At 63.5% G+C, this 23260-nt stretch carries 29 protein-coding genes and 1 pseudogene; 11 read left to right on the top strand and 19 right to left on the bottom strand.

Annotated elements, in window-relative coordinates:
• On the bottom strand, positions 1-825 hold the full coding sequence (gene mazG / locus EN786_RS10950) for a nucleoside triphosphate pyrophosphohydrolase (protein WP_127286360.1): 825 nt from the start codon (positions 823-825) through the stop codon (positions 1-3).
• Positions 826-909: 84 nt separating this feature from the next.
• A complete protein-coding gene (locus EN786_RS10945; RefSeq protein WP_135908347.1) occupies positions 910-2094 on the bottom strand; it encodes an amino acid aminotransferase in 1185 nt (394 codons plus the stop codon).
• Between the two features lie 193 nt (positions 2095-2287).
• Between EN786_RS10945 and EN786_RS10940 the strand changes: the two genes are divergently transcribed.
• From EN786_RS10940 to EN786_RS10915, 6 genes and pseudogenes are all read left to right on the top strand, one after another.
• Positions 2288-2806 (top strand): sigma-70 family RNA polymerase sigma factor, encoded by a 519-nt coding sequence (locus EN786_RS10940; protein WP_189340757.1) that lies wholly within the window; start codon positions 2288-2290, stop codon positions 2804-2806.
• Positions 2803-3573, top strand: a complete 771-nt coding sequence (locus EN786_RS10935; RefSeq protein WP_127284312.1) for an anti-sigma factor — start codon at positions 2803-2805, stop codon at positions 3571-3573. Before EN786_RS10940 ends, EN786_RS10935 begins: the two co-directional genes overlap by 4 nt.
• Before the next feature lie 21 nt (positions 3574-3594).
• Complete coding sequence (locus EN786_RS10930; protein ID WP_127310505.1) at positions 3595-4311, top strand: Bax inhibitor-1/YccA family protein; 717 nt, start codon at positions 3595-3597, stop codon at positions 4309-4311.
• Between the two features lie 293 nt (positions 4312-4604).
• Positions 4605-5477: an aldose 1-epimerase family protein gene (locus EN786_RS10925; protein WP_127284314.1), complete on the top strand. Its 873-nt coding sequence runs from the start codon at positions 4605-4607 to the stop codon at positions 5475-5477.
• A gap of 33 nt (positions 5478-5510) precedes the next feature.
• Positions 5511-6287: a pyrroline-5-carboxylate reductase gene (locus tag EN786_RS10920; protein WP_127284315.1), complete on the top strand. Its 777-nt coding sequence runs from the start codon at positions 5511-5513 to the stop codon at positions 6285-6287.
• A pseudogene (locus EN786_RS10915) lies at positions 6284-6388 on the top strand (glutathione S-transferase family protein); the annotation flags it as partial. The gene EN786_RS10920 and the pseudogene EN786_RS10915, both read left to right, overlap by 4 nt.
• Positions 6389-6446: 58 nt before the next feature.
• On the opposite strand, the gene EN786_RS10910 reads toward EN786_RS10915, so the two are convergent.
• Positions 6447-6620 (bottom strand): DUF1127 domain-containing protein, encoded by a 174-nt coding sequence (locus EN786_RS10910; RefSeq protein WP_189340541.1) that lies wholly within the window; start codon positions 6618-6620, stop codon positions 6447-6449.
• A gap of 181 nt (positions 6621-6801) precedes the next feature.
• On the opposite strand from EN786_RS10910, the gene EN786_RS10905 reads away from it, so the two are divergent.
• Entirely contained in the window at positions 6802-8319 is a 1518-nt protein-coding gene (locus tag EN786_RS10905) for a winged helix-turn-helix domain-containing tetratricopeptide repeat protein (RefSeq protein ID WP_245494531.1), read from the top strand.
• A 32-nt stretch (positions 8320-8351) separates the two neighbouring features.
• Here EN786_RS10905 and EN786_RS10900 read toward each other — a convergent pair whose 3' ends face one another.
• Together EN786_RS10900 and EN786_RS10895 are read right to left on the bottom strand one after the other, a co-directional pair.
• Positions 8352-8744, bottom strand: a complete 393-nt coding sequence (locus tag EN786_RS10900) for a GFA family protein (protein WP_127284318.1) — start codon at positions 8742-8744, stop codon at positions 8352-8354.
• 105 nt (positions 8745-8849) lie between these two features.
• On the bottom strand, positions 8850-9761 hold the full coding sequence (locus EN786_RS10895) for an agmatinase (protein ID WP_135908345.1): 912 nt from the start codon (positions 9759-9761) through the stop codon (positions 8850-8852).
• Between the two features lie 128 nt (positions 9762-9889).
• Here EN786_RS10895 and EN786_RS10890 point away from each other — a divergent pair, with 128 nt between their 5' ends.
• Positions 9890-10708, top strand: a complete 819-nt coding sequence (locus tag EN786_RS10890) for a DUF3658 domain-containing protein (RefSeq protein WP_127284320.1) — start codon at positions 9890-9892, stop codon at positions 10706-10708.
• Between the two features lie 118 nt (positions 10709-10826).
• On the opposite strand, the gene EN786_RS10885 is transcribed toward EN786_RS10890, so the two are convergent.
• The 11 genes from EN786_RS10885 to EN786_RS10835 form a co-directional block, all read right to left on the bottom strand.
• The gene (locus EN786_RS10885; protein WP_127310506.1) at positions 10827-11114 is read right to left on the bottom strand and encodes a DUF1330 domain-containing protein; all 288 of its coding nucleotides are present in this window, start codon (positions 11112-11114) and stop codon (positions 10827-10829) included.
• A gap of 63 nt (positions 11115-11177) precedes the next feature.
• Positions 11178-11999 (bottom strand): MBL fold metallo-hydrolase, encoded by an 822-nt coding sequence (locus EN786_RS10880; RefSeq protein ID WP_127284323.1) that lies wholly within the window; start codon positions 11997-11999, stop codon positions 11178-11180.
• A 3-nt stretch (positions 12000-12002) separates the two neighbouring features.
• A complete protein-coding gene (locus EN786_RS10875; RefSeq protein ID WP_127310507.1) occupies positions 12003-12797 on the bottom strand; it encodes a TatD family hydrolase in 795 nt (264 codons plus the stop codon).
• Positions 12797-14347 carry a methionine--tRNA ligase gene (metG, locus tag EN786_RS10870; protein WP_127310508.1) on the bottom strand — a complete coding sequence of 517 codons (1551 nt, stop codon included), beginning with the start codon at positions 14345-14347 and terminating at the stop codon, positions 12797-12799. The genes EN786_RS10875 and metG overlap by 1 nt, the downstream gene beginning before the upstream one ends.
• Positions 14348-14430: 83 nt before the next feature.
• Positions 14431-15486 (bottom strand): DNA polymerase III subunit delta', encoded by a 1056-nt coding sequence (locus tag EN786_RS10865; protein ID WP_128347066.1) that lies wholly within the window; start codon positions 15484-15486, stop codon positions 14431-14433.
• Positions 15483-16157 carry a dTMP kinase gene (tmk, locus tag EN786_RS10860; RefSeq protein ID WP_127312083.1) on the bottom strand — a complete coding sequence of 225 codons (675 nt, stop codon included), beginning with the start codon at positions 16155-16157 and terminating at the stop codon, positions 15483-15485. The genes EN786_RS10865 and tmk overlap by 4 nt, the downstream gene beginning before the upstream one ends.
• 63 nt (positions 16158-16220) lie before the next feature.
• Positions 16221-17378 (bottom strand): D-alanyl-D-alanine carboxypeptidase family protein, encoded by a 1158-nt coding sequence (locus tag EN786_RS10855; protein ID WP_127312082.1) that lies wholly within the window; start codon positions 17376-17378, stop codon positions 16221-16223.
• An 87-nt stretch (positions 17379-17465) separates the two neighbouring features.
• Positions 17466-18692 carry a septal ring lytic transglycosylase RlpA family protein gene (locus EN786_RS10850; RefSeq protein WP_127393820.1) on the bottom strand — a complete coding sequence of 409 codons (1227 nt, stop codon included), beginning with the start codon at positions 18690-18692 and terminating at the stop codon, positions 17466-17468.
• 833 nt (positions 18693-19525) lie between these two features.
• A complete protein-coding gene (locus tag EN786_RS10845; RefSeq protein WP_127311985.1) occupies positions 19526-19816 on the bottom strand; it encodes a hypothetical protein in 291 nt (96 codons plus the stop codon).
• The gene (locus EN786_RS10840) at positions 19813-20262 is read right to left on the bottom strand and encodes a hypothetical protein (protein WP_127311986.1); all 450 of its coding nucleotides are present in this window, start codon (positions 20260-20262) and stop codon (positions 19813-19815) included. Before EN786_RS10840 ends, EN786_RS10845 begins: the two co-directional genes overlap by 4 nt.
• 2 nt (positions 20263-20264) lie before the next feature.
• Positions 20265-20954: a hypothetical protein gene (locus EN786_RS10835; protein WP_127311987.1), complete on the bottom strand. Its 690-nt coding sequence runs from the start codon at positions 20952-20954 to the stop codon at positions 20265-20267.
• Between the two features lie 123 nt (positions 20955-21077).
• Between EN786_RS10835 and EN786_RS10830 the strand changes: the two genes are divergently transcribed.
• From EN786_RS10830 to EN786_RS37670, 3 genes are all read left to right on the top strand, one after another.
• Positions 21078-21314: a helix-turn-helix transcriptional regulator gene (locus EN786_RS10830; protein ID WP_127311988.1), complete on the top strand. Its 237-nt coding sequence runs from the start codon at positions 21078-21080 to the stop codon at positions 21312-21314.
• A 75-nt stretch (positions 21315-21389) separates the two neighbouring features.
• Entirely contained in the window at positions 21390-22034 is a 645-nt protein-coding gene (locus EN786_RS10825; RefSeq protein WP_127421783.1) for a hypothetical protein, read from the top strand.
• 14 nt (positions 22035-22048) lie between these two features.
• On the top strand, positions 22049-22189 hold the full coding sequence (locus tag EN786_RS37670; RefSeq protein ID WP_189340792.1) for a hypothetical protein: 141 nt from the start codon (positions 22049-22051) through the stop codon (positions 22187-22189).
• Positions 22190-22449: 260 nt separating this feature from the next.
• On the opposite strand, the gene EN786_RS10820 is transcribed toward EN786_RS37670, so the two are convergent.
• Genes EN786_RS10820 through EN786_RS10810 form a run of 3 tightly spaced genes read right to left on the bottom strand, consistent with a single transcriptional unit; the run spans position 22450 to position 23251 of the window.
• Positions 22450-22629 carry a hypothetical protein gene (locus EN786_RS10820; protein WP_127286836.1) on the bottom strand — a complete coding sequence of 60 codons (180 nt, stop codon included), beginning with the start codon at positions 22627-22629 and terminating at the stop codon, positions 22450-22452.
• Positions 22630-22661: 32 nt separating this feature from the next.
• Positions 22662-22865 carry a hypothetical protein gene (locus tag EN786_RS10815; protein ID WP_127312069.1) on the bottom strand — a complete coding sequence of 68 codons (204 nt, stop codon included), beginning with the start codon at positions 22863-22865 and terminating at the stop codon, positions 22662-22664.
• Between the two features lie 2 nt (positions 22866-22867).
• The gene (locus EN786_RS10810; protein ID WP_127312068.1) at positions 22868-23251 is read right to left on the bottom strand and encodes a hypothetical protein; all 384 of its coding nucleotides are present in this window, start codon (positions 23249-23251) and stop codon (positions 22868-22870) included.
• Positions 23252-23260 lie beyond the last annotated feature (9 nt).

The following is a 23260-nucleotide window of genomic DNA, read 5'->3' as shown; positions in this document are numbered from 1 at the left end:
TTATTTCGCGCCCTTGGCCTGCTGCCAGAGCGCTTCCATCTCATCCAGCGTCGCCTTTTCCAACGTGTTGCCGGAGGCTTCCAGCGCTCGCTCGACATAGTGGAAGCGGGTGCGGAATTTCTCATTGGTGCCGCTGAGTGCTGCCTCGGCATCGAGCTTGAGGTGGCGGCCGAGATTGACGATGGCAAACAGCATGTCGCCGAACTCGTCCTTGATCGGTGCTGCGTCGCCCTTGGCCAAAGCCTCGCGCAGTTCGCCGATCTCCTCCTCGATCTTATCGAGAATGGGGGCCGCCTCGCTCCAGTCGAAGCCGACGCGAGCGGCTTTTTCCTGCAGCTTCAGCGCTCGGGTCAACGCGGGCAGGGCGACCGGCACGCTGTCGAGGAACCCTTTGCCGTTGTCTTCCGGGTCAAGCCCGCGCGCCAGGCGCGCGCTTCGCTTCTCCGCCTTCTCCACCGCCTTGATCTTTTCCCACATGCCCTTGGCCATGCCGGCGCTGCGCGCCTCCTCGTCGCCGAAGACATGCGGATGGCGGCGGATCATCTTGGTGGTGATGGCCTCAACGACATCGCCAAAGGCGAATTCATCAGCCTCTTCAGCCATTTGCGCGTGGTAGACAACCTGCAGCAGCAGGTCGCCGAGCTCCTCGCGCAGATCGTCGAGATCGCCGCGCGCGATGGCGTCGGCCACCTCGTAGGCTTCCTCGATCGTGTAGGGCGCGATGGTCGAGAAATTCTGCTCGATATCCCAGGGACAACCGGTCTTCGGCGCGCGCAACGCCGCCATGATCTCGATCAGCCGTGCGATGTCTTTGGAGGGCTTCATGCGGCAAACCCTATCGCGACGCCGGGCGGGCGACCAATGCTGTCGCCTGACGAACGCTGTTTGTCCACAGCTGCGCGGACCTCGTCAGTCGAGCACCGAGACAATCGCCTTGGCGAGCGCGTCCATCCCGTCCTCGGGCAGGCCGGCCACGTTGATGCGGCTGTCGCCGACCATATAGACGGCGTGCTCGGTGCGCAGCCGCTCGACCTGTGCTTCCGAAAGGCCGAGGCGCGAGAACATGCCGCGATGGCTGGCGACGAAGTCGAAGCGGTCGGAATTGGACTGCCGGCGCAGCGCCTCGGCGAAGGCGACGCGCAGGCGCAGCATGCGCAACCGCATCTCCTCGAGCTCCGCCTGCCAGTCGGCGCGCAGGCCGTCGTCTTCCAGCACGATGCGCACCGCTGCAGCGCCATGGTCCGGCGGCATCGAATACATGGCACGCGCCGCCGACAGCATCTGGCTCATCGCCACATCGGCCTCAGCGCCGTCCCTGGCCAGGATCATCGCCGCGCCGACGCGGTCGCGGTAAACGGCGAAGTTCTTCGAGCAACTCGACGCAACGAGCATTTCCGGCACCCTGGCGGCCAGCAGGCGCAGGCCCGCGGCGTCGGCGTCGAGGCCCTCGCCAAAGCCCTGATAGGCGATGTCGACAAAGGGCAGCAGGCCGCGCTCGACGACCAGGTCCGCCACTTCCGCCCATTGCGCGGCGTCGAGATTGGCGCCGGTCGGGTTGTGGCAGCAGCCATGCAGCAGCACCACGTCGCCGCGCTCGGCCGTCCGCAGCGCCGCCAGCATGTCCCTGAAACGCACGGCGCCGGAAGCGGCGTCGAAATAGGGGTAGTCGCGGATTTGCAGGCCGGCCGCGCGCATCACCGGCATGTGGTTCGGCCAGGTCGGGTCGGACAGCCAGACAGTGGCGTCGGCGCGGGTCCGCTTCAGCAACTCGGCCACCAGCCTGAGCGCGCCGGAACCACCCGGCGCCTGCGCGGTACGGACGCGCGAAAGGTCGGCCTTGTCGCCGAAGGTGAGCTTGGCCATGGCGGCATTGAAGCCGGTGTCGCCGGCAAGGCCGAGATAGGTCTTGGTGTCCTGGCTCTGCAGCAGCCGCTTCTCGGCCTCGCGCAGGGCGCGCATCACCGGCGTCTTGCCGTCGCGATCCTTGTAGACGCCGACGCCAAGGTCGACTTTGCCCGGACGCGGATCGGCGCGGTAGAGGCCGATGAGGGCAAGGATCTTGTCGGCGGGGGCGGGCTGCAGGGTTTCGAACATCGCAAGGCTCCAATGGCGGCGGAGTGATACGCAAATTGGCCCCGCTTCGCCAGCGCTTTTCCTCTGCGCCACACTGAAGACGGCGGGCAGCGCGGCCCGCGGGGCGATGAAACGGCTGCTGCCTGGGACAAAATAATGCGCCGTTGGGGATTAAAACCTTGCCCTGCTCCGTAAACAGGGCATGAAACGGTCGATGCCACGCTTCGATATAGTCGGACAGCTGGGTTCGCTGAGGCGTTACGCGCGCTCGCTGACGCGCGACACCACGGAGGCCGAGGACCTGGTGCATGACGCGCTGGTGCGCGCCTATGAGCGGCGCGGCACCTTTCGCGCCGGCAGCAACCTGCGCGCCTGGCTGCTCTCGATCGTCCACAACGCTTTCATCGACGGTGTCCGCTCGCGCCGGTCGGAAGCCGCGCGCATCGAGCAGGCCGGATATCTTGCCGACAGCACCTCCCCAGCGCCACAGGACCACTCCGTCCGTCTGGCGCAGGTGCGGGCGGCCTTTTTATCTTTGCCGGAGGAGCAGCGTTCGGCGCTGCATCTCGTCGCCATCGAGGGGCTGAGCTACGCCCAGGCGGCGGAGGTCAGCGGCGTGCCGCTGGGAACACTGATGTCGCGCATCGGCCGGGCCCGCGCCGCGCTGCGCGAGATGGAAGACGCGGCGCCCGCGGGCAGGAACCATCTCAGGATCGTGAGAGGTGAGCGATGAACGCAATGCTCGATCCCGTGACCGATGCTGATCTCGATGCCTATGTCGACGACCAGCTGGAGGTGGCCCGCCGTATCGAGGTCGAGGCGTTCCTGTCCACCCGACCGGAAGCCGCCGCGCGCGTGATGTCCGATCTCAGGACGCGCGACGAGCTGCGTGTGGCGCTCGCCGCCAAGGGAATGGCGCGGCCGGCAACGACCGAGGCGGCACGACGGCTGGAGCGCGGGCTTGGCCGCGACCGCATCTTCGGGGTGCTGCAGCGCGCCGCGGCGGCGGCGATCCTGATCGCGGCCGGCTGGCTGGCGAATGGCATTTTCGGACCGGTCGCGGTGACGAAGGTCGTCGCTTCCACGCAGCCGCCCGCCTATGTCGAGGAAGCGGTGAGGGCGCACCGGACGACGCTGGTGCGCGAGGCGATGACCTCCCAGCGGGAAGCGCCGGACTACAATCCAGGCGAGATCCGCGCCGCGACCGCGATCGTCATGCCGTCGCTGCCCGGCGACTGGAAGGTGCGCGATGTGCAGATCTATCCGTCGCGCTTCGGCCCAAGCGTCGAGATGGCGCTCGAAACCAGGGATCTCGGACTGGTCTCGCTGTTCGCGATCAGGCCAGGGACTTTCGACGTGGTGAAGCCGGCCCTCGCGCCCTCGGGCGACATTTCCTCGGCCTATTTCCAGATCGGCGAGGTGGCCTACGCCGTCGTCGCGCGAAGCGATGCGCGCGACCTCGACCGGGCCGCCGAGACGCTGGCCCGCACGCTTTACTGAGATCAACCAAGGAGACCGAACATGAACACCCCCAACCTGGGATATCGCGTGGGCAGCGGCGCCCAAACGGGCGCCCTCTACGACGAGAGCCTGCGCCGCCACATGCTGCGCGTCTACAACTATATGGGCCTTGGCCTGGTCGTCACCGGCGCCATCGCCTTCGCCGTGGCGTCGACGCCCGCGCTCTACGTGCCGATCTTCTCCAGCCCCTTGAAATGGGTGGTGATGCTGGCGCCGCTCGCCTTCGTGCTTTTGTTCTCGTTCCGCATGCAGACCATGTCGGCGGCGAGCGCGCAGGCCATGTTCTGGGCCTTCTGCGCGGTGATGGGCCTGTCGCTGGCCTCGGTGTTCCTGGTCTTCACCGGCACCAGCATCGCGCGCACGTTCTTCATCGCCGCCACCATGTTCGGCGCCACCAGCCTCTACGGCTACACGACCAGGCGCGACCTGACGCAGTTCTCGTCGTTCCTGATCATGGGCCTGATCGGTGTGGTCATCGCCAGCCTCGTCAACCTGTTCCTCGGTTCGACCGCGCTGCAGTTCGCCATCTCGGTGATCGGTATCGCCGTGTTCATCGGCCTCACCGCCTGGGACACGCAGACGATCAAGGAGCAGTATGCGGAGAATTTCGACGCGGAATCGCAGCAGAAGCTCGCCGTCTTCGGCGCCTTCTCGCTCTATTTGAACTTCGTCAACATCTTCCAGCTGTTGCTGAACTTCACCGGCGAGCGCGAGTAGGCCGAACCGTAGCAGGCAACAGGTCTCACCTTGCCGGGGCCGGAGGGCAATCTCCGGCCATTTCTTTGAGGGCAAACTGGCGCTCGGGTCCGTGCATCGTTCGTCGCCGCTTGGCGAACTGCCGTGCACTCCGCTGCTCTTGAGTTCACGCGCGGCCTTTTGCTAGCCTGCCGGTCACACCAGAGCGGTTCGGCGCTTCATGGGATCGCCGAACCGCTCCAACCATTTGTTTCTGCGCAATTCCGGACGGAAAACCGTTACACACTTTCCTGGAATTGCTTAAGCGAGGGCGCATGGAACAGGACAGCCTTACGCTTCACGGCGACGGCATCTCGGCGACCATCGTCAGGCAGGGTGCCGAACTGGTCTCCCTGCGCGACAGTGAAGGAACCGAGCTTCTGTGGCAGGCCGGTCCGGCCTGGAAGCGCCATTCCCCGATCCTGTTCCCGATCGTCGGCCGGCTGAAGGGCGACCAACTGCGGCACCGCGGCCGATCCTATCCGATGGCGCAGCATGGCTTTGCCCGCGACAGGCGCTTTGCATGGACGGAGCAGGGGCCCCGGTCCTGCACGTTGCTTCTGACCGACGATGCGGGGACCCGCGAGCAATATCCCTTCGCCTTTCATCTGGCCATAAGCTACAGCCTGCGGCTTCGGCAACTCGACGTCAGCTTCACGATTACCAACACCGGCGGCGAGACGCTGCCGGCATCGATCGGCGGGCATCCGGCGTTCAACTGGCCGCTTCTGCCTGATCTGCCCAAGACAGCCTATCAGCTTAGATTCGCCAATGACGAAAGCGCCCCGATCCGCCGCCTCAAAGACGGCCTGCTGCTGCCAACGCCACAGCCGACGCCAGTGAAAGGCAAGATACTGGCGCTCTCCGAAAGCCTGTTCGAGGAGGACGCCGTGATCATCGATCGGCCAGCCAGCGCCAATGTGCGCTACGCCGCCGGGCACGGACCGGCGCTTGAGATATCCTGGCAGGGGTTTCGGGAGCTCGGCATCTGGTCCAGGCCGGGCGGAGCGCCGTTCCTTTGCATCGAGCCCTGGCATGGTCTTGCCAGCCCCGTCGATTTCGACGGCGAATTCACCGAAAAGCCGGGCGTGATGCTGATCCCGCCAGCCGCGACGCGTGTTCTGAGCTATCAGATCCATCTGGACTGATATGATCACGGAACCAATTTTGGGGGGCATCCCATGGAACTCGGCTTCATCGGCACAGGCGCGCTCACGGCCGCCATCGTCACCGGGCTCAAGTCCCTCGCGGAGAACCCTGTTTCCATTCTGCTTTCGCCCCGGAACGAAGACATCGCCGCGAGCCTTGCCTCCCGCTACCCGGATGTTCGCATCGCCAGCGACAATCAGGCCGTTCTCGACAATAGCGAAACGGTCATGCTCGCGGTCCGCCCGCAGATTGCGCACGACGTGCTGTCGGCGTTGCGCTTCCGGCGCGACCATCGCCTGATCAGCCTGATCGCCACTTTGTCCCTCAAGGACATAGAGAGATTGACCGCGCCAGCCGGGAACGTGACGAAGGCGCTTCCCATGCCGATGATCGCGCACCGGCTGGGGGCGACGATCATCTGTCCGCCCGATCAAGGCGCGGGCGCATTGTTCGGCAGGCTGGGGAAGGTGATCGAGGTCGCGGATGCCGGCGAGTTCGACGCCTTGAGCGTCGCGACCGCGACCTATGCCAGCTACTTCAAGTACCTCGAGACCATCCACAGCTGGCTCACGCGTCACGGCGTTGGGGAGGGGATAGCCCGCGACTATATCGCCTCGCTTTTCAAGGCGTTGGGCGCCGCTCCTGAGACGTCGCCCGACGCGGATTTCAGACATCTGGCGCAAGACTATGCGACGCGCGGCGGCATCAACGAGCAGGTTCTGCGCGAGCTCACGGCCCATAACATGTTCGAAGCATTTGCCGAAAGCCTGGACGGCATCCATCGGCGCATCACGGGCGACACGAAATGAAACTCTACTTCAGCCGCAATCCCAATCCTCGGCTGGCGGTCGCGGTGGCTCGCTACCTTGGCGCCAAGATCGAGTTTGAATTCGCCGCGCCATTCGCACCGGAACCGCCGCCGCCAGGAGGCGAGGGCGATCCGGCCTGATATCCGACCGGCATCCGCCCTAGCGCTGCCAGAAGGGCAGCTTGGCGATCTCTTCCTCGACCTGCCTGTTGGTCAGGCCGATATCGTCGATCAGATGCGGATTGGTCTCCGCCATTCGCTTGAGGTCCCAGCGAAAGCGCGCCCGCTCGCGCCAGGTGGCGATCATGCCACGCAGGGTCGTTTGGCGATGCAACGGCGCGGACTACGCAATGCTGGATCGTCGCAAGAGTATCGTTCATGGCAACCTCCTATGGTTTTGAGGCCCCATGCGGTTGGGAGCCTTCGACCTGAAAGAGGTTGAATTCTGCAGCATGCGGACGGCGGCGTAATTAAGCCCTCCCAAATAGTTCTCAAAAGTTCCAAACGGGCTATAGATGCGCCCTATGCAGGGATCGCGCTTTGCCTTTGGTCCATTCGTGCTTGATCCGGATGCGGGAACGCTGCTTCGGGACGACGATCCCGTTGCGCTCGGCTACCGCGGGCTGAAGCTGCTTGCGGCACTGGTCGGTCGGCCCGGCGAAATCCTTGGCAAGGCCGAGTTGATGGACGCGGCGTGGCCGGGCACGGCGGTCGAGGAGGGCAATCTCACCGTCCAGATCGCGCAGTTGCGCAAGCTGCTTGGTCCGGCCGCCGATGGCGGCGAGTGGATCTCCACCGTTCCGCGCGTCGGCTACCGCTTCACTGGGGCCATCGAGCAGCTTGGCGGCGCGAAACGGAAGCCTTTGCCGCTGCCCGACAAACCCTCGATAGCCGTGCTGCCCTTCGTCGCTTTCAGCAGCGATCCCGAGCAGGAATCCTTCGCTGACGGGCTGACTGAAGACCTGATCACCGACCTGTCCCGCAATGCCGGCCTGTTCGTCATCGCCCGCAACTCGGTCTTTGCCTACAAGGGCAGGGCGATGGACGTGCGCGGAATCGCCGAGGATCTTGGCGTGCGCTACCTGCTGGAGGGCAGCGCGAGACGCGCCGCCGGGCGCGTGCGCATCAACGCGCAACTGGTCGATGCGCTGAGCGGCGAGCATCTGTGGGCGGAGCGCTTCGATCGTAGCCTGGAAGATATCTTTGCCGTTCAGGACGAGGTGACGGCCAAGATCGTCGAGGCGCTGCTCGGCCGGCTGCGCGCCCCGCTGCCGCGCAATCGGCCGAAGAATCTCGAGGCCTATGACCTCTGTGTGCGGGCGCGCAAGCTGATCGATAGTTCGCCGCAGGCGGCGCGGGAGGCGCATCTGATGCTCACGCGCGCCGTTGCGCTCGATCCGGACTACGCCGAGGCCTATCGCTGGCTTGCCATGAACCACTGGATGGGATGGGTGCATTGGGGCGAACCCATCGAGCCCAACCGTAGCGTTGCTCTGGAACTGGCGCGCAAGGCCGTGGCGATCGATCCCAACGATGCCGGCTGCCGCTGGGTGCTCGCCAACCTGCTGGCTTATGAGCGCCGCTTCGCCGAGTCCGATACGGAATTCGCCAAGGCGTTCGAGTTCGACCCCAACGAAGCCGACGCCTGGGCGACGCTGTCCGACATCACGACCTTGGCCGGGCAGGTCGAGCAGGGCTTGGAGCAGATCCGCAAGGCGTTCCGGCTGAACCCGTTTCCGGCAAGCTGGTACTATCTGACGCTCGGCCAGGCGCAATACGCGGCCGGCGGCTACGAAGCCGCCATCGAGACGCTGCGCCGGGAAGAGACCTATCGCACAAGCTCGCGCCGTTTCCTGGCGGCAAGCCTTGCCCAGCTCGGCCGACTCGACGAGGCGCGAGCGGAGGTCGAAATGTTTCTGGTCGCCAACCCGCATTTCACGACCAGCCACTGGGTGTGGACCGAGCCGTTTCGCGACACTGCCACGCTTGAGCATTTCGTCGACGGCTTCCGCAAGGCCGGCCTTCCGGACTGAGCCGCCGGCGCGACCACCCAGATGGTTGCGATCTACCCCTCGAGGCGATCCTTGGCGTCACGATCGCGGTCGTATCGTTTCCTGACCGGAAACGGCGGCAGCCAGGACTCGCGGCGGACGGTCCACAGCTCGTAGGTCGGCAGCAGCTGGTCCGGGGCGTCCAGCGACCCCAGATGCACTTCGATCTCGTCTGCGGTGCGCGCGAAAACAGACGAGCCGCAGCGCGGACAGAAGTAGCGTCCGGCGTAGTCGCGTGTTTCGCCGTCGATCGTCACCGCCTCCTGAGGGAACACCGCGGCGGCGTAAAACAGCGCCCCGTGATGCTTGCGGCAATCGAGACAGTGGCAGACGCCGACCCGGTATGGGGCACCCGAGGCCACAATTCGAACGCTCCCGCACAGGCAGCCGCCGGTGAACAGGTCCATGCTCCCGTCTCCTCCAAAATCAAGCGCTCGGCATGGCTACAACGAACGGCGCCGTCGTCGCAATGCCGCCGCGGCAGGGACGCCGGATCGTCGGGAGCCGGCATTTCAAACCTGCCGGACGATGGTGCCGACCATATTGACGAGAAGGCGTGCGGCGATGAGCGCTGACAGACCGTCAATGTCGGCGGGCGGATAGAGCTCGACAAGATCGAACCCAGCAATCCTGGCCCGCCGGCCGAGCCCCGCGATCAGGTCGATCGCCTGCGTATAGGTGAGGCCGCCCGGCGACCGCGCCGCCACGCCGGGCATGATAGAGGGATCGAGGCCGTCGCAGTCGAGGGTGACGACGACCCGCGCTCCTTCAGGAATATGCTGGAGGGCGGCTTCGACGCCCCGGGCGTGGACCTCGCGGGCCGTCACGAGACGGCTGCCAAAGCGCCGGGCCGCCTCGATTTCGGCAAGGCGAGCGCTGCCGACGCCACGGATGCCGACCTGTACCATGCCTGCGACATGCGCCATCTCGCTCACCCGGCGCATCGGGTTCGAATAGCCATGGCGTTCGCCATGAACCTCGTCGCGCCAGTCGATATGCGCGTCGATCTGCAGGATCCAGACCGGTCCGTGACCCGCAAAGCCGGCAAGGAAGGGAATAGGCACGGAATCGTCGCCACCGAGCAGGATCGGCACGGCCGGCAATGCCAGGACCTCGCGCGTCTTCGCCTCGATCCGTGTACGGTTTGCGGCATTGTCATGCATGGTGGTCGAGATGTTGCCAATGTCGACGCAGCAGACCGGCTTGCCGTCGAACAGCGGGCCGCCGAGATCGAAATCCCAGTGCTCGACCAAACGAGCGTCATCCTGGCTCGCAGCGCGGATGGCATCGGCAGCCAAGGCATAGCCGCTGCTGTCCTTGCCGGGATAGGTACTGCCGTGACCGGCTCCGAAGATGACCGCGAGTGGCAAATGGCCATCAGCGAGGTGATCGGGAAAGCCGAGAAAGGAAGGTGAAGCGGTCATTTCTTTGTGGACCTTCGTTGTAAGTTGGGGCGCCAGCGGCTTGGGGCAGGTAGTTACTTCACCCTGGAGTTTTGAAATACTTTACGCGATCGTGCCTTAATGACTCCGACGAGCAGTGGCGTCTGTAGATGATAATGCCTCAAAAACCTGTTGTTCACGTGGTCTTCAATACGTCGGCCGCCGGCAGCCTGCGTTGGTCCCTCGCTCATATGGGCCTGAACGCAACCGTCATCGGGTTGCCGGACGACCTGAGCTTTGGCCCTATCGACCCGCCCGCGGCAGATATTCGCGCCCGATGGATGGAAGACATATTGGGCTTCGAAAGGCAGCCGGACCTCGAACAAGAGACCGATCTTTTCTGGAGCCGCGCAACGGGCAGGGACATCGCGCCGGTCGTATGGGTATGTCGGCAAAGCGCTATGGAATTTGCTGGCTTCCTCGAATTTGTTTCGCGGATTGGCGATCATCCATTTCGAGTGGTCGACATAACCGAGGTCGAGTTCACTCGGAGGTCCGATGGGTCCGAATCTACGACCTGGCGGGCAGGATCGTTCGGGCAAGTGCCGTCAGATAGCATTATCAGAGCACGGCTCTTGGAACGTCAGACGACTTTGACCGGAAGGGAGTTGCAGGTTTACCGCGATTTATGGAAAAGGCTTCGTGCCGAGAATGCAGCTTTTCGCGTCAAAGCCGACCTTGGCCTTCATTCAGAGCCCATCAGGTATTTCGATAAAGCGGTGACGTCACATGTGACGGACGATTGGGAGAAATGCAGTCTTGTCGTCGCCAAAATCCTTGTCGCTTTGTGGGACGATGGCCTTCACTGTGGAGATCTCGTGCTCTGGTCTCGCGTCCGAGCACTTGCCGACGAGGGCGTTTTTGAGATGAAGGGCGACGGCGTGCGGATGCGCAACAGCTCCGTACGGTTGGCGAGCGGGACCGGATAAGTTACACATCAGAAAGTCGCATAAGATAGATTATGGAACTTATGCGTTGGCCAAAAGGCGGAAATTGCTGCCGATTTCAGCGCCCTCAGCCGTCGTCACAGCGACCGAGGGGCTGGATCTAAGCGGCTTCAATTGCAAGCAGCACATTGGCGGCCGCAACGTTGCGGATTCCGATGAGGGCTTGGTAGTCAGGTGAATCATGCATGGCCTTGAGAGACGCCATATCGGCAAACTCAAGCACGACGAGCCGGTCCGGCTGCCACGAGCCCGCAAGGGCCTCGACGCTTCGAGCACGCAACAGCAACTTGCCTCCGAAGCGATCGACGGCAGCCAAGGCCTTTATGCGATATTCCTCGTATGCCGCTGGATCCGCGATCTTGTGCTCAGCAATCAGATAGGCTGCCATGGTGCCTTCTCCTCTGAAAGTCGCGACGTTAACACAGCGGAACGCGCTTCTGAACAGCTCGTCCTATCTCGCTGACTCATAAGGAATTTCGATCACCATCCCATCATAGGCCGGCACCACATTGTCGGGCGTCTCGGCCATCACGACGGCGTAATCCAGCGGCACATGCATGTGGGTCAGCACGGCGTTTTTCGGTGCCAGTCTCTCGATCCAGCCCAGTGCCTGGCCAAGCGACAGATGGCTCGGATGGGTATTGTACTGCAACGCGTCGATGACCAGCGTGTCGAGATCGCGCAGCCTTTCCGCCGTGGCGTCGGGGAAGTCGCTGATATCGGGGCAATAGGCAAGCCCGCCGGCGCGGAAGCCGAGGGAAATGATGTCGCCATGGGTCTGTGGCAGCGGCTCAAGGGTGAGGGCACCCCCCTCTCCCTCGATCACGATCGGCCTGGCGTGGTCGATGAGATGCGCCCTGACGATGGGCGGATAGGAACTGCCGGGCGGCGTCTCGAAACAATAACCGAACGCTTGCCGCAGGCGCTGCATCGTCGGCTGATCGGCATGGATGTCGATCAGATGGCGCTGCTCCTGCACATAGCCGCGCAGATCGTCGATGCCGTGGATATGGTCGGCGTGCGGATGCGTGTAGACGACCGCATCGATGCGCCTGACCGACGCCAGCAGCATCTGCTCGCGGAAGTCCGGTCCGGTGTCGACGACGACGGTCGTGCGCGCGCCGTTTGCGGCGATCCGCTCGACCAGTGCTGCCGTGCGCATGCGCCGGTTCCTGGGGTTGGCGGGATCGCAATTGCCCCAGTCGCCGGTGATGCGCGGTGTGCCGGGCGACGAGCCGCAGCCGAGAATGGTGAGGCGCAGCCGATCGCTCATTTGTCAGGCGCCCGGCGCTTCGGGGCGTGGCATCTTCCGGAACAGCCGGAAGACATTGTCCGTGGTGATAGCGGCTATCTCGGCCTCGCTGACGCCAATCGTCTCGGCCAGCACCCTGGCGGTGTTGGCGACATAGGCCGGCTCGTTGCGCTTGCCGCGAAACGGGATCGGCGCGAGATAAGGCGCATCGGTCTCGACCAGCAGCCGGTCATGCGGCACGTTGGCTGCGATGGCACGCAATTCGGCCGAGTTCTTGAAAGTCAGGATGCCGGAGAACGAGACATAGCCGCCTAGCGCCACGCCGACCTCGGCCAGCCTGCGCCCGGACGAAAAACAATGCAGAATGAAGGGGAAGGCGCCCTTCCCCGTCTCGTCCTCGAGGATTGCGGCCATATCGTCGTCGGCATCGCGCGAATGGATGACCAGCGGCAGGCCGGTCTGACGCGCCGCTGCGATATGCGTGCGCAAGCCTTGCGCCTGCGCATCGCGCGGCGCCTTGTCGTAGAAGTAGTCCAACCCGGCCTCGCCGATCGCCACCACTTTGGGGTGCGCGGAGAGCCGCACGAGCTCGTCGGCGGTCACGTCGAGCTCTTCCGCCGCATTGTGCGGATGGGTGCCGACCGAGCAATAGACGTCATTAAAAGTTTCAGCAATTTCAAGGATTTGCTGAAACCGCTTCACGCGCGTCGAGATCGTCACCATGCGACCGATGCCGGCCGCCAGGGCGCGGGCGACGATGGCCGCCCGCTCCTCGGCGAAGTCCGGAAAGTCGAGATGGCAATGGCTGTCAACGAGCATCAGGCTTTGGCATCCTGCTCGACATAGCGCGGGAAAACGCCCTCCGGCGCCGGCAGCGGCGTGCCTGGCACCAGCGCGTGATCGGCGTGGACATGCTCGAAACCGCGCCTGTCCGCCGGCACCGCCAGCAGATCGAGCAGCTTCGCCGCTGATCCCGGGATGAAGGGCTGGCACAGCACCGTCACCCGCCGCACGACCTCGGCCGTCGTCCACAGCACGGTCTCCATGCGGGTCGGATCGGTTTTCCGCAGCGCCCAAGGCTCCTGGGAGGCGAAATAGCGATCGGCTTCCGCCACCACGCCGAAGATCGCCGCCAGCGCCAGGTGGATGCCCTGCTCCGCCATCGCCCTGCGCGCCACTGTGAGAGCTTCCACGGCCTGGTCGAGGATCGCCGTGTCGGCCTCCGCCAGTTCGCCGCGCGTCGGCACCACGCCGCCGCAGTTCTTGGCGATCATCGACAGCGAGCGCTGTGCCAGATTGCCGAGCCCGTTGGCGAGATCGGCGTTGGTGCGGTTGACGATCGCTTCATGGCTGTAGTTGCCGTCCTGGCCGAATGGCACCTCGCGCAGGAAGAAATAGCGCACCTGGTCGACGCCGTAGTGCTCGGCCATGGTGAACGGGTCGATGACGTTGCCGACCGATTTCGACATCTTCTCGCCGCGGTTGAACAGGAAGCCGTGGCCGAAGACGCGCTTGGGCAGCGGGATTCCCGCCGACATCAGGAAAGCCGGCCAATAGACCGCATGGAAGCGCACAATATCCTTGCCGATGATATGGGCATCCGCCGGCCAGAACTTCCATTTATCATCGCTTTCATCGGGATAGCCGAGACCGGTGATGTAGTTCGTCAAGGCGTCGACCCACACATACATCACGTGCTTCTCATCGCCAGGCACCGGCACGCCCCAGTCGAAAGTGGTGCGCGAGACCGACAGGTCCTTCAGCCCCGACTTGACGAAGCTCATCACCTCGTTGCGCCGCTCTGCGGGCCCAATGAAGTCGGGCTGGCTTTCGTAAAGCGCTATGAGCTTGTCCTGATAGGCCGAAAGCCGGAAGAAATAGCTCTCTTCCTCGACCCATTCGACCGGCGTCCCCTGCGGCCCGTAGCGGACGTTGTCGGCGCGAACCTCGGTCTCCTCCTCGCCGTAATAGGCCTCGTCGCGCACCGAATACCAGCCGGCATAGCCGCCCTTGTAGATATCGCCATTGGCGGCCATCGCCTTCCAGATCGCCTGCGAGGACGCGTAGTGGCGCTCCTCGGTGGTGCGGATGAAATCATCATTGGAGGCGTTGAGCACCGCCGCCATGCGCCTGAACTCGGCTGAGTTGCGGTCGGCAAGTTCGCGCGGCGAGAGGCCATCCTTGCGCGCCGTCTGCAGCATCTTGATGCCGTGCTCGTCGGTGCCGGTGAGGAAGAAGACCTGCTTGCCGTCAAGGCGCTGGAAGCGGGCGAGCGCGTCGGTGGCGATCAGTTCGTAGGCATGGCCGATATGCGGCTTGCCGTTCGGGTAGGAAATCGCGGTCGTGATGTAGAATGTGTCGCGTGACATGAATGAACCGTCATGAAAGTCTGAATGTGAGTTGTGGGGGTGGATATCCTATCGGCATGGCGATTGCCATCCCGAGCGGGCCATCACATTCGCATCGCAGAATTCAGGCGGTCGATCATGATCAGAGCGTGCTGCTTCTTGTCGAGATTGTAGGTCTCGGTCTCAGATATAGCGTTCTGGGCTTCCTGCCAAGCTTCGGACAGCGCCTTGGCCCGCGCGAGATCGCCGGCGAGTGCCGCCTCGCTGGCGCGTGAGGACAACAGGTCGAGCGCGTGTCGGTTGAAGATGTCGAACTGGATCGCCTGGTCGCGGCCGGCAACCGCCTCGGCCAGCCGGTGGGCGCCGGCGACGTCGCCCTTCCTCGCCGCAACCAGGGCGTCGAGCGCGGCGGCGATCTCCAGCCCGCCATACTGCGTCAGAAGGATCGCGTTGCGGGCGCTGCCCCCTGCCCGCTCGGCAAGTGCCGCGCGCGCCGCAGGCTCCTCGGGTGGTGGCGGCTCGATGCCTTGCAGAACGGTCATCAGTTCCTCGTCGCCGAGCGGCGTCAGGCGCACCATCTGGCAGCGCGAGCGGATCGTCGGCAAAAGGCTGCCCGGGGCATGCACGATGAGGATGAACAGCGTGCGCGCCGGCGGCTCTTCGAGATTCTTGAGCAAGGCGTTGGCGGCATTGGTATTCATGTCGTCGGCCGGGTCGACGATCACGACCCGGTAGCTGCCGTCATGCGAGGTCATCGACAGGAAGCGGCTGACCCTGCGGATCTCGTCCACGGTGACGACCGTCTTGAAGCTCTTGGTCTTGTCGTTCGCCGGCCGGGTCAGGTGCAGCACCGAAGGATGCGCCCCGGTGGCGATCTGCCGAAACAGCGATGAGGCCGGGTCCGGCTGGGCGATAACGTCCGGCGCCCGCTCGAATGCCGGGTGCTTCAGGAGATGATGCGCGAGGTGAAAGGCGAGCGTCGCCTTGCCGATGCCGACCGGTCCGGCGAGGATAAGCGCATGCGGCAGTTTGCCGGCGCGATAGGCAGTGGCGAGCATGGAAGCCGCCTGACCGTGGCCGATGAGGCGAGCCGTCTCGGACGGTTCCGGCACGCCGTCCAGCGTGTCGTGCTGCTCTGGGGCGATGCGTTCGAAGATCATGCCGGGGCTGTCTGCCGCTGCTCGGCCGGCGTCATCGTCTCAAGCGCGGCGAAGACGGCGGCGGTGACGACGTTTTCGACCGTGTCAGGGTCGGCGGAGGCGTCGACGACGATGCAGCGCCCCGGCTCGGCGGCGGCGATGGCGAGGAAAGCCTCGCGCCTGCGGCGGTGGATATCGAGCGTTTCCTTCTCGAAACGATCTGGACCGTCATTGGCGCCGCGGCGGGCGGTGGCGCGCCGCAGGCCTTCGGCCGGATCGATGTCGAAGACCAGGGTCATGTCGGGCACCATGCCGTTGATGGCGACCTCCTCCAGGGTCTCCATGAAGGCCGGATCCAGACCGCCGGTGACGCCCTGGTAGACACGCGAGGAATCGATGAAGCGGTCGCAAAGCACGATCGATCCGCGCTCCACTGCCGGTCGGATGACCTGCTCGACATGGTCGGAACGCGCGGCGGCGAACAGCAGCGCCTCCATCTTCGGGCCGAAGGGCTCGGCAGCGCCCGAAAGCAACACGTGCCGAACTGCCTCGGCGCCCGGCGAGCCGCCGGGCTCGCGGGTGACGAGGACGTCGTATTTCTTGGCACGCATCCGCTTTGCCAGCCGCTCGATCTGCGTCGACTTGCCTGCCCCTTCGCCGCCTTCGAAGGTGATGAAAAATCCGCTCGCCACCAGAAAAAGCCTCTGCCCGTGCTCGACGCTGTCATAGCCCTCGTCTGAGAAAAGGTCCACGAGCTAACGCAGCCAGCCGACGGCCAGTTCCTTGGCGGCATCGAGCGCGCGTTGCGGCAGCGTGCCGACACCGACCGTTTCGGCGGCGAAGAGCGGCGTCTCCTGGCTCAGCGTGTCGCCGATCCAGACGCGCAGCTTGCCCACCGGCTGCCCCTCCTCCACCGGCGCCGAGACCGGGCCGTCATAGACGATTTTCGCCGTCAGCTTGTCGCGGTTGGCGATCGGCAGGAAGATATCGATCGGTCCCTTCGCCTTCAGCGCCACGCCGGATTTGGCGCCGCCGAACACCTGGGCTTCCCCGACCACCTCGTCCTTGGCGAAGATCTCGGTCTTCTGGAACGAGCGGACGCCCCAGTCGAGCAGCTTGCGCGCTTCCTCCGACCGTTCGCGGTCGCTCGCCAGCCCACTCATCGCCGCGATGACGCGCGTGCCATTGTGGCTGACCGTGCCGACAATGCCGAAGCCCGCCGCCTCGCTCGTGCCGGCGACGAAGCCGTCGGCCTCGATGCCCATGGCCAGCAGCGGGTTGCGGTTTCTCTGGGTAATCTTGTTCCAGGTGAAATCGGCCTGGCCGTAGTAGTGATAGAAATCGGGATAGTCGCGCCAGAGATGCAGCGCCAGCTGCGCAAGCTCGCGAACGGTCGTCTGCTGGCCGTCGGCCGGCAAGCCGGTCGAGTTGACGAAGGTCGATTTCGGCAGGCCAAGCTGGCGCGCGCGCTCGGTCATCTGCGCGGCGAAATTGGCTTCCGATCCGGCCATGCCTTCGGCCAGGACGATGCAGCCGTCATTGGCGGCCTGCACCGTCACGCCCTGGATCAGGTCCTCGACGCGGACCGCAGATTTGAGCTTGGCGAACATGGTCGAGGTGCCCGACGGCGCGCCGCCGGTGCGCCAGGCGTTCTCGCTGACAACGAATGTGTCATCGAGCGTCGTGCGACCTGACTTGATGGCGTTGAAGACCACTTCCATCGTCATCAGCTTGGCCATCGAGGCCGGCGGGATCGGCTTGTCGGCATCCTTGGCGAACAGCACGGTGCCGGTGTCGGCATCGATCATGAAGGCTTGCGCCGCCTTGGTCTCGAAAAGCTGCGCATTGGCCGGAATCAGGGAAAGCAACAAAAGGCAGAGCCCTGCGAGGGGCGGGAAAAGGCGCAACTGCATAAAGGCTCGACCTGTTAGCCGGTATTGGCAATTTCGGTGAAGCTATCAGGCTTTTTTCCGGCGGATCAACCGTGCGGTTGAAATAGATCAGTCGCGCACGACGAGCGCGTCCGGCGCGCCGTGCGACCAGGCGGCCTTCAGCAGATCATCGACGCTGCCATGGCCGTCCGGATAGACGTTGACCGCGTACCAATCATTGCCGTCGAGCTCGGTCCGCTGGATTTCGGTCCGGCCGAAGGGCTTGAGCGCCGAGGCCACACGCTTTGCCTCGGCGGCATCATCGAAGGAGCCGGCGGCGACATAGTCGGTAACATCCGGCGACGTCGAATTGGATCTCTTCCAGGACTGCAGGATGTCGGAGGGCGACATACCGGCGCCATCGAAAGCCGCGAAGACATCGGCGCGGCCGACGCGCTCATCGGCATAGGAAAGCGACGCCATGGCAAAGGGCGAATTCGGCGGCAGGCTGATGTCCGGCCGCTCCGGCACGATCGGCCCGAAATCAGGCAGCGCCACGTCGCCGGGCGCTTGCGAAGACATTGCCGGCTCGGCCTGCGGCGCCTGGCCGGAATCCGTCAGCTGGCCGGGGAACGGCACGGCGGCGGCAGTCGCGCCCGCCGCCAGGACCGGCGTCGGCCCGTTCATCGCCACCATCACGCCGGTCGGCAGGCCGTCGGACGGATCCGGCCGCCTGTTGCCGGGATGGTAGGAGGCCATCAGATACTGGTCGTCATTGCCATCGAGCGGCGCGCGGCCGACATATTCGACCTTCACCTTAGCGGTGCCGACCTTGTCATAGTCGAGCATCTGCGCGGCGCGCTGCGAGACGTCGATGATGCGGCCCTCATGGTACGGGCCACGGTCGTTGACGCGCACGATGACCGAACTGCCGGTTTCGAGGTTGGTGACGCGGGCGTAACTCGGCAGCGGCATCGTCGGATGCGCCGCCGTCAGTTGCGCCGTGTCGTAGACTTCGCCGTTGGCGGTCAGCCGGCCGTGGAAGGCATCGCCATACCAGGATGCCAGGCCGACCTTGCGGTAGCGCTTGTCTTCCTTGGGATAATACCATTTGCCGCGCACCTGGTAGGGCTTGCCGAGCTGGTCGCGGCCGCCGCCGCGCCGCATGAAGGCAACGCGCGGGCTCGCCTTCACGCCATATTCGGTCTCAGCGAAATATTCCTTGGAACGCGGCCTCTTGTCGACCATCGCCTTCGGCTGCGGTGTCGATGTGCAGGCCGCAAGCAGCACCGCCGACAGCGCGCACAGTGCAAGAGCGGGAGCGCGACGAAGACGCGGGCGCGCCGAAGTCTGCATTTTATGATGTCCCCTACAGTCTCGCCACCAGCTGAACGTCAGCGGAGCCAAAGCACCCACTCGACACTTGCCAGCGACACCCGGATCCCCAATCCCCTTGTGCGCAGGAATTGTTTATCACGGTATTAACCGATTGTGGTCGGAAGGGGGCGAGATTGTGGCAGGACACCGGTGTGGCTGCTACACACGACAGTACTCGTGTGACGCCGGAGGTTGGAGAGCCGGCATCTAAACAAAAAAGGCGAAGGAGGACGTCCGCCGGGATCTATCCCCCGGCGCCGATCCGAGCGCGCCGATCAATCCGTCGACGTGACCACCTGCGCCGTCACAACCGACAGCTTCTCGCGCTTGATCAGAACCGGCTTTTCGTAGGTCTTTCTCATAGTTCCCTTAACCCCGGGGGCAAAATGGCCACGCCACAGATTGGCCAGCCCTGCGCCGCATTGTCAATCGGGGCCAGACCGATGGTTGGAAGCTGTTGCCGTTCGGCAATATGTAACCACTCGATCCTGGCGCGGTTGACAGGTCTTTACGCCCCGCACTAGAGCAGTGCGGTGCGGATGATGATCTCGTGCCTTGGCGCGCCAAGGGCAACGTCAGAGATCAACGAAAGCACCCAAGTGATTGAAAAATCACGATGGAGGGATGGCCGAGCGGTTTAAGGCACCGGTCTTGAAATTCGCTTGCAGCCGTCCCGGCCTACCCCGTCCAGTCCCTCACAGTCCTTAGTTTTCAACGCTCCGGCCCCGCGCCGGCTTCAACTGTCCCGCCCTATGCCAGCCTGTGCTACCGAGTTCGGTAGCAAAATGGTAGCAAGACGTTCTGGCCCCGTTCTAGTCGTTACTGTCGCTGCCGGCGATGTACGGAATGCGTTGCCGCTCCCATTCGTCGCGACCCTGGCTGCACGGCTCCGGCCAACCGAGGCTGCGTTCCGAATCGCCGCCCTCTTCAATGTCGCTGTTGTCTTGCTCGCGGTCATCGGTGCCGACGACTTCGATACCGCCCGCAAGCCACGGCTCCAGATCGGCGTCGGGCTCCATCAGATCCAACAGAGCTATCAGGCGCTCGATCTCGTCTTCGACGGCACGGCGGACATTCTTGCCAAAGGCGACCGGCGCGTTCATCCCCGCACCGCCTTCCGGCGTGCACGTCCCGCCTGCTGTCGCGCGACCGCTCCGAGGCGATCAACCAGCGCCGCCTCGTCGCGGGCGATTGCCAGCGCCGTTTCAGGAGTGCCGCCGCCATGCTGCCGCAACCAGTCCTGTTTCCATCGAAGGTGACGAACGGCTTCGGCGGGGATGAATACCTGTTTCAGGCATTCGACCCGCCATGCTTGGAAGGCCTTCTCTGCGAGCCGGCTCGCTTCGGCGGCCTCCGGGCTTCCTTTGCCCAATGCGTGCGCCACGAGTATGCGCCGAAAGTCCGCGGTCATACGAAAATGATGGGCCAGCTCGATCTGCATGCGGCCAGTCCACCAGTCGCTGGCGGGCTTGATCCAGACCAAGAGTTCGGCGAGTTCGTCCTTGGCGCCCGGCGCCGGCCGAAGGCAGAATTGAACTACCTCGCCCATGGTCACGCCTCCTCGCACAGCGACGTCATGCAGGCGACGAGGTCGTCACCGTCGATTTCAACGCCGAGGCGGTGATAGACGCGGATGATGCAGGCAGCCTTGGCGCGAACATCCTCGATGGTCTGGCAGCGCAGTTCCATCACGGCCTGGAAGGCAGCGCGCGCTTCAGCGAAGGCTTGATCGGTCTGGTCAGACGCGTCGTGATACCCGCTTGCGTCGATGACGGCTTCCTGCCCTCGGAGCCACGCCAAGCCCTCTGCGCCTTGCGCCTCCATGTCGCGCATCCATCGCTCATAGGCGGGCCGGTTCATGAGACCACCCCCAAAGGACTTTTCAATCAGCTCCCGCCTGCTCTCGATTTCGGCTTCTAGGGCTTTTGAGGTGCGGAAAATGATCGGGACGTGTGACCAACGAGAAGCGACGCCGCTAGGCGTCTTCCATTCAGGGAACAATGCATCCCCGAGAGCTTCGGCGATCGAGGCCTCGCGAGCCTCGCAGATGCAAAGGCGATTTTCCGCCGCATGGCAGGCTGACAGAACGTTTTGAACGGTTGAGGCCTGCGGCTCATTAGCGACAACGGGTGATGCCGTCACGGCGGCAGCAGCAATGCCACCGGTTAGGAAGGCGAGCGCCTTGCGGCGGTTGATTGCGGGCAAACCTTCGGCGGTTGCCCGAACAGTTGTGTTCGGCATCACATTCTCTCCGTACTGGTTATCGGAACTGATTTACTATGTTTGATAACCTAGAAGCAGGCATAGAGGTTGTCAATGGGTTTCTAGGTATGGTAACTAGAAACACCAATTTGAGAGGGACGGATGCTCACTACGGGAAATCAGCTCAAGGCCGCCCGCGCACTGGTCGGAGTTGAACAAAAGGAAGTGGCTGAACTTGCTAACGTCAATGTCAACACGATCCGCAGCATGGAAGCTGCCGGCGCCGGGCCAATTGCCGGCCGAGCACAGAACGTCCAGGCAGTCCAGCGCGTGCTGGAAACTCGCGGGGTCGAATTCCTGAACCATGGACGCCCTGGCGTTCAACTCCGGCAGACCTAGGCTCTGCTAGAGCGACTCAGACGTCTCTGTCATTGTCAGCTTCAGGCGGCGGGCTCTCGAGCAATGGAGAGCGCTGTGACCGATGCCGAACGAGCTGAAAAAAAACGCGAGCAACGACGCGCCTACCGCGCGCGCAATCCCGAAAAAGTCCGCCTATCTCGGCAAAGATATTTAGCAAAGCCAGGTACACGCGAAAGGCAACACGCTGCCGACAAAAGATATAGAGAAAAGCACCGGGACGCTCTTATAGCGCGACAGGCCCAGTATCGGTTGAGGTATCCGGAAGCAGCTGCCGCATCCACAAAACGATACCATGACAAGAATCGCGCGGAGATAAACGCCCGCCATCGTGAGGTTTATCGTCTCGACCGCGACAAAATCCTGGCACAACAGAGGGCCGCATATGCCCGCAAGCGGTCGATACTGCAAGCGAACCACTCTCCCGAAGCCCTGATGAAAGCCGTTTATGCCGCGATCCCGGCTGCCTTGCCGAAATTCATCCGAGATGAGGTTGCCGGGGAGATGATGCTGGCCGTGCTCGAAGGCAAGCTGCAGATGGACGGCATCCGCAGAAGCGTGGCGGAACATCTCCGCCGGTACAACAAGGTCTATGACAGGTTCAAGTTTCTGTCGCTGGATGCGCCCATGGCCGGCACAGAGGATCTTCGTCGGATCGACACGTTGACCGACGAAGATTCGGTCTTCAGGTTTGCAATTTGAGCGCAGGACGAAGTATGGCCATTCCGATCTACATCGCCGCCATCACCGCCTCGATGCTTGCCGGCGCGATCTGGCGATACAGGCAGCGCGATATGATGGGCATGGCTGCCTGTCTGCTAATGGCCGGCATGGGCGCCTACATGCTGTGGCACTAATGCGAAACCCGCTGCCGAGGGGACAGCAGCGGGCTTGGCTTCAAGGCTAGCCGGAAGAGGGGATTGGGACACAAGGGCATCCGGCCAGCCCTTTCAACGAGGGTGGGGATCGTTTGTTCCTATGCCGTTCGCATAAATTAGCAATCTCTTGACTAAACCCGCTCTCGCCCAGAATCGGCCTGCATCAGCGCTGGGGCTTTTTAACCTCCAGAGGTAACGCTAAAGGGCCTGTAGCCATTCCCCTACGGCTGGGTAGTGCTTCAATGGTTGGCCTTGCCGGGATGTCCTGCCGCTGCCATTTGCTTGTTGAAAGCTGCGGCCTCTTGCTCCGTTTCGAATGGACGGGCGGTAGCCGTTCCATCGGGAGCGATGACTACAGCCATGTATGGCAGGCCGTTCGCTGGTGGGTGATAGACGGCATAGATCGTGCTGCGCTTCATTCCCTCATGCTACCGGGACTCAAAAACCTCGCCTAGCCTTGCGTTGAATTCAAAAGCCGATCCCGGTGAGCGACGTGCAGACGCTGCATCTGCTCGAACAGGGTCAAAAGGTCTTCGGCTAAGTCTACCCTGAAGCCCTTATGGTGGAAGTCGGCAACAATCTCCCGCTGGCGCGCAATATGTCGCTCGCCCAAAAGCACATGCTGCTCCAGCATCGCCAGAACGGTTTCCTTCATCGCTAAGCGATATCAGATTTCTCGCGCTTGTTATAGGGACCGCGCTTGCCTGGCTTCGGCGGCAATAGCGCCGCCGGGCCGCTTTCACCTTTCGGGACGGCGGACGTTTCAAACATGGTCCGTACTGGTTTCTGCAACTGCGATTCAGACATCTCGAGCAAGCTGTAGCATGATGCCATCCGTGAAGCGGAGCGCCCTATTGAACGCTCTGTCGCGGCAACGATCCGGAGAGCCTTGAGATAGCGCATCCGGTTTCCGAACAGCGTAGCCATCGCTTGCACCCCTGCATTCATAGGCGCTTCGGTCACCGGCCCAAAATAGGAGCCAAATTTTTGAAATTCAAATTGAGACTTTGTGAGCGGGGCTCCGATGCGCAAGACGCGCAATGTCGAACA

It is taken from the genome of Mesorhizobium sp. M4B.F.Ca.ET.143.01.1.1, assembly GCF_004792275.1.
Classification (GTDB): Bacteria; Pseudomonadota; Alphaproteobacteria; order Rhizobiales; family Rhizobiaceae; genus Mesorhizobium; species Mesorhizobium abyssinicae.
This window is presented reverse-complemented; position numbering and strand designations above follow the sequence as displayed.

Bases quoted from the DNA above. Each gene is read 5' to 3' on its own strand.
- EN786_RS10905 (WP_245494531.1), top strand. From the start codon at position 6,802: ATGCGCCCTATGCAGGGATCGCGCTTTGCCTTTGGTCCATTCGTGCTT.
- EN786_RS10880 (WP_127284323.1), bottom strand. From the start codon at position 11,999: ATGAGCGATCGGCTGCGCCTCACCATTCTCGGCTGCGGCTCGTCGCCC.
- EN786_RS10845 (WP_127311985.1), bottom strand. From the start codon at position 19,816: ATGAACGCGCCGGTCGCCTTTGGCAAGAATGTCCGCCGTGCCGTCGAA.
- EN786_RS10815 (WP_127312069.1), bottom strand. From the start codon at position 22,865: ATGAAGGAAACCGTTCTGGCGATGCTGGAGCAGCATGTGCTTTTGGGC.
- EN786_RS10900 (WP_127284318.1), bottom strand. From the start codon at position 8,744: ATGGACCTGTTCACCGGCGGCTGCCTGTGCGGGAGCGTTCGAATTGTG.
- EN786_RS10820 (WP_127286836.1), bottom strand. From the start codon at position 22,629: ATGAAGCGCAGCACGATCTATGCCGTCTATCACCCACCAGCGAACGGC.
- EN786_RS10895 (WP_135908345.1), bottom strand. From the start codon at position 9,761: ATGACCGCTTCACCTTCCTTTCTCGGCTTTCCCGATCACCTCGCTGAT.
- EN786_RS10925 (WP_127284314.1), top strand. From the start codon at position 4,605: ATGGAACAGGACAGCCTTACGCTTCACGGCGACGGCATCTCGGCGACC.
- EN786_RS10840 (WP_127311986.1), bottom strand. From the start codon at position 20,262: ATGGGCGAGGTAGTTCAATTCTGCCTTCGGCCGGCGCCGGGCGCCAAG.
- EN786_RS10920 (WP_127284315.1), top strand. From the start codon at position 5,511: ATGGAACTCGGCTTCATCGGCACAGGCGCGCTCACGGCCGCCATCGTC.
- EN786_RS10885 (WP_127310506.1), bottom strand. From the start codon at position 11,114: ATGGCAGCCTATCTGATTGCTGAGCACAAGATCGCGGATCCAGCGGCA.
- EN786_RS37670 (WP_189340792.1), top strand. From the start codon at position 22,049: ATGGCCATTCCGATCTACATCGCCGCCATCACCGCCTCGATGCTTGCC.
- EN786_RS10930 (WP_127310505.1), top strand. From the start codon at position 3,595: ATGAACACCCCCAACCTGGGATATCGCGTGGGCAGCGGCGCCCAAACG.
- EN786_RS10875 (WP_127310507.1), bottom strand. From the start codon at position 12,797: ATGCTCGTTGACAGCCATTGCCATCTCGACTTTCCGGACTTCGCCGAG.
- EN786_RS10850 (WP_127393820.1), bottom strand. From the start codon at position 18,692: ATGCAGACTTCGGCGCGCCCGCGTCTTCGTCGCGCTCCCGCTCTTGCA.
- EN786_RS10940 (WP_189340757.1), top strand. From the start codon at position 2,288: ATGCCACGCTTCGATATAGTCGGACAGCTGGGTTCGCTGAGGCGTTAC.
- EN786_RS10865 (WP_128347066.1), bottom strand. From the start codon at position 15,486: ATGATCTTCGAACGCATCGCCCCAGAGCAGCACGACACGCTGGACGGC.
- EN786_RS10890 (WP_127284320.1), top strand. From the start codon at position 9,890: ATGATAATGCCTCAAAAACCTGTTGTTCACGTGGTCTTCAATACGTCG.
- EN786_RS10855 (WP_127312082.1), bottom strand. From the start codon at position 17,378: ATGCAGTTGCGCCTTTTCCCGCCCCTCGCAGGGCTCTGCCTTTTGTTG.
- EN786_RS10945 (WP_135908347.1), bottom strand. From the start codon at position 2,094: ATGTTCGAAACCCTGCAGCCCGCCCCCGCCGACAAGATCCTTGCCCTC.
- mazG (WP_127286360.1), bottom strand. From the start codon at position 825: ATGAAGCCCTCCAAAGACATCGCACGGCTGATCGAGATCATGGCGGCG.
- EN786_RS10835 (WP_127311987.1), bottom strand. From the start codon at position 20,954: ATGCCGAACACAACTGTTCGGGCAACCGCCGAAGGTTTGCCCGCAATC.
- EN786_RS10830 (WP_127311988.1), top strand. From the start codon at position 21,078: ATGCTCACTACGGGAAATCAGCTCAAGGCCGCCCGCGCACTGGTCGGA.
- EN786_RS10935 (WP_127284312.1), top strand. From the start codon at position 2,803: ATGAACGCAATGCTCGATCCCGTGACCGATGCTGATCTCGATGCCTAT.
- metG (WP_127310508.1), bottom strand. From the start codon at position 14,347: ATGTCACGCGACACATTCTACATCACGACCGCGATTTCCTACCCGAAC.